Annotated in this window: 5 protein-coding genes and 1 pseudogene; all 6 read left to right on the top strand. The window is 61.8% G+C overall.

Translation table 11 applies throughout. The annotated features are described in order from the left end of the window. Positions 1-643: transglycosylase SLT domain-containing protein (locus AC3B8H_RS20190; RefSeq protein WP_488443314.1), on the top strand; the 643-nt coding region annotated here is incomplete at its 5' end. Further along, positions 640-975, top strand: coding sequence for a DUF4406 domain-containing protein (locus AC3B8H_RS20195; protein ID WP_488443315.1), 336 nt, complete (start codon positions 640-642; stop codon positions 973-975). The genes AC3B8H_RS20190 and AC3B8H_RS20195, both read left to right, overlap by 4 nt. Further along, positions 972-1478, top strand: coding sequence for a hypothetical protein (locus AC3B8H_RS20200; RefSeq protein WP_488443316.1), 507 nt, complete (start codon positions 972-974; stop codon positions 1476-1478). Before AC3B8H_RS20195 ends, AC3B8H_RS20200 begins: the two co-directional genes overlap by 4 nt. Then, on the top strand, positions 1459-1788 hold the full coding sequence (locus AC3B8H_RS20205; protein ID WP_488443317.1) for a hypothetical protein: 330 nt from the start codon (positions 1459-1461) through the stop codon (positions 1786-1788). Before AC3B8H_RS20200 ends, AC3B8H_RS20205 begins: the two co-directional genes overlap by 20 nt. 2 nt (positions 1789-1790) lie before the next feature. Continuing rightward, a complete protein-coding gene (locus tag AC3B8H_RS20210; protein WP_488443318.1) occupies positions 1791-2285 on the top strand; it encodes a DUF1804 family protein in 495 nt (164 codons plus the stop codon). A gap of 18 nt (positions 2286-2303) precedes the next feature. Then, a pseudogene (locus tag AC3B8H_RS20215) lies at positions 2304-2662 on the top strand (hypothetical protein); the annotation flags it as partial.

Raw genomic sequence — 2662 nt, forward strand, 5'->3', positions numbered from 1 at the left:
GCATTTAGCGGACATCGTGCGCGATCTGCTGACGCTGGCGGGTTCGGTGCTGGTGCTGTGGCTGGGGTCGCATTTGTTGTCCGGATCGGCGCAGGCCGCGCCGGCGATACCGCGCGCGGCCGTGGCGTATCGCGGTGAGCTGACGCGGGTGGCCCATGCCGAATGGGGTTTGGATGCGCCGGTGGCGGCGTTTGCCGCGCAAATTCATCAAGAGAGTGGCTGGAATACTCAGGCGGTTTCCCGCGTTGGCGCCCGTGGCATGGCGCAATTCATGCCGGCCACGGCGGTATGGTGGTGCCGGGTGCGGCGGCTGCCGGCCGAGGATTGCCAGCCGGCGAACCCGGTGTGGGCGATGCGCGCCTTGGTGGGGTATGACCGCTGGCTGTACCAGCGTACCAAAGGCGGCGAATTCGACCGCTATTGGGCGGCGCTGCGGGCTTATAACGGCGGCCTGGGCCATTGGCTGAACGAAGCGAAGCTGGCGCCGTCGCTCAAGCGCGCCGAGGTGGACGGCGTGTGCGGAGCGGCCAGCCGCGCCGCCGTGCATTGCGCCGAAAACTTGGGTTATCCCCGGCGCATTCTGTTGACGCTACAACCGCTCTACGTCGCGTGGGGCGGTTTGGAAGCGGAGGTGGCGCCATGAGCTTATCGCCACGGTCCGGACCGACCCGCGTCTATCTGGCCGGCCCGATGTCCGGCATCCCTGATTACAACTATCCCGCGTTCAACCAGGCCGCCGATCGTTTGCGCGCGCTGGGGTACGCGGTTGAAAACCCAGCCGAGAATCCGGTACCTGATTGCGGCACCTGGGCTGGCTATATGCGGCTAGCGATCCGGCAAATGCTGACCTGCGACATGGTGGCGCTGCTGCCGGGCTGGTCGGTATCCAAGGGCGCTACGCTGGAAATGGACGTGGCGACGCGGATCGGCATGCCGTCGCGGATGGTGGCCGATCTGTTGCGGGAGGCGGCATGAATCCGCTGGCGCTAGCCGCGCTGATTGGGCTGGGCTTGGGTGCCGGCGGCGGCTGGTTTTTGACCGATGCGATCTTGAACGCGGAAATCGCCCAACTGAAAGCCGCCCAAGCGCAAGCCTTGGCCGCCGCCGAAACGCTGTATCGCGAACGCCAAGCGGCCGAACAACAACGCGGCGACGCGCTATCCGCGCAACTGGCGCAGACCGAATCCCAACTCACTCAACGCACCCTGGAGGTGACCCGTGCCGTTTCTAAAGTTACTAGTGGTCGCGCTTGTCTTGGCGATGCTGCTGTCCGCCTGCTCAACGGCGCCCCGCGTGACGATCCAACCGTGTCCGAAACCGCCGGCGCATCTGTTGCAGAGAGTGCCGCCATTGCCACCGATACCGACGTCGCCGGCTGGATCGGCAACGCCCAAGGCGAATACAAAACCTGCCGAGCCCGGCTCGACACCTTAATTGACTTCGAGACAGGAAGACCCGATGACCGAACAGCACAATAACAATGCCGCTTTGGCACAACAACTCGGTCATTTGACCGGCGAAATCCGGGCGATGCATCAAGCTGTGCTAGCCAGCATTGAGCATTTGCGAGAGGACATGCGGCGCATTGAGACGTCCAGCAATGCGCGCATCGACAGGCTAGAAGACAAGATGTCCGACCGGCTGGACGTGGTGGAAGCCAAGATCGGCGAACTGCAAAGCGAGGACAAACGCATCATCGAAACGGTGGCCAAGATCGGCGCCTTGGGCGGCGGTGCCGGCGGCGCGCTGGTGGCCGGGATGGTTGAGTTGCTGAAGCGGATGAGCTGAACGTGGCGCACACTCCGGAAACGCGAGCCAACGTCCGCCGCATGTACGTGGAAGGCATGGCGCTGACGGCAGCCGCCGCTTGCTGCAATGTCAGCTACGACACGGCGCGCGAGTGGAAGCGGCTGGGCAAGGAACGGGGCGACGATTGGGATACGGCTCGGGCTGCCTATCGCGTCAGCGAGCAAGGCATCGACGAGCTGAACAAGAACATGATCGAAGATTTTGCCCGGCTGGTGTTGACGACCACGCGTGAGCTGGACAACTCGCCGATTCCGGCCCACGAAAAAGCCGGCGTGCTGTCGCAGCTGGCCGACGCCCATGCCAAGTTCGCCAAGGCATTCAGCCGCATCAATCCGCAGTTTAGCGGGCTGAGCGTAGCGCTGGATACGCTGAAAACCGTGGTCGATCTGCTGCAAAAGCGTGACCCGCAAGCGTTGCGGGCCTTGCAGCCGCATATCGATGAGATTGGGGCGGTGTTGGGGAAGCGGTATGGTTAAACATAACGAGGAAAAGACATGAGTATTTGTATCTATCACGGCAATTGTGCCGATGGATTTGGAGCGGCTTGGGTTGTCCGCAAAGCCTTAGGCGACATCGACTTTATTCCCGCCAAATATGGCGAACAGCCTCCTGATATTCAGGGGGAAGACGTCGTCATTGTCGATTTCAGCTACAACCGTCCTGTTCTGCTAGAAATGGCCGAAGCGGCGAACAGTATTGTCATTCTGGATCATCATAAAACATCGGCCGAGGAACTGATCGACCTGCCGGCTAACGTCATAGCCGAATTCGATATGAACCGCAGCGGTGCGATGATGGCTTGGGACCACTACTTTCCAGATCAAACTCCGCCGCCATTACTAGCGCATATCCA

Source organism: Methylomonas sp. BG-2 (assembly GCF_057766305.1).